Source organism: Bacillus sp. JJ1474 (assembly GCF_036965225.1).
In the GTDB taxonomy this organism is placed as follows: Bacteria; Bacillota; Bacilli; order Bacillales; family Cytobacillaceae; genus Cytobacillus.
On sequence record NZ_JBALPC010000144.1, the window covers coordinates 3,715 to 4,281 of the forward strand.

The 567-nt window shown below is 36.2% G+C and carries 1 pseudogene; it reads left to right on the forward strand.

From position 1 onward, the window contains the following. Window positions 1–521: pseudogene (locus tag V7164_RS17040) on the forward strand (alpha/beta hydrolase); the annotation flags it as partial. Between the last annotated feature and the right edge of the window lie 46 nt (window positions 522–567).

Sequence of the window (567 nt, forward strand, 5' to 3'; positions counted from 1 at the left end):
GAATAATCATTGTAGGCATTCCTTACAAAAACGGAGAAGATCGAAGAAGAAAATATCATCCGAGCGGTGAACAGCATCAGGAATATATCCGCTTTCTTGCACACGAGCTCGTTCCATTTATCGATGCAGAATTCCCAACTTATCAGATGGGGATGGGCCGTGCACTTATTGGAGACTCCTTAGCAGCAACTGTTTCTCTAATGGCAGCTATTCAATATCCTCATACATTTGGTAAGGTTATTTTACAATCTCCAATGGTTAATGAGGATGTAATGAAAGCCGTTAAAGAAGTTAAAGAGCCACACCTTCTACATATTTATCATGTCATTGGCAAGGAAGAAACGGCAGTCAAGACAACAACAAAGGAAATTGCAGATTTTTTAACACCTAACCGTGAATTATCAGAGCTACTTAATGAATTAAAGTTCCCTTATTTTTATGAAGAATTTGAAGGGAATCATACATGGACTTATTGGCAGCCAAATCTAAAGCAAGCATTAAAACATATGTTTTCGTCCTAATTCTTTTCTAGATTCATTATATTTTCTTATGATAAGTTCTTTGTTT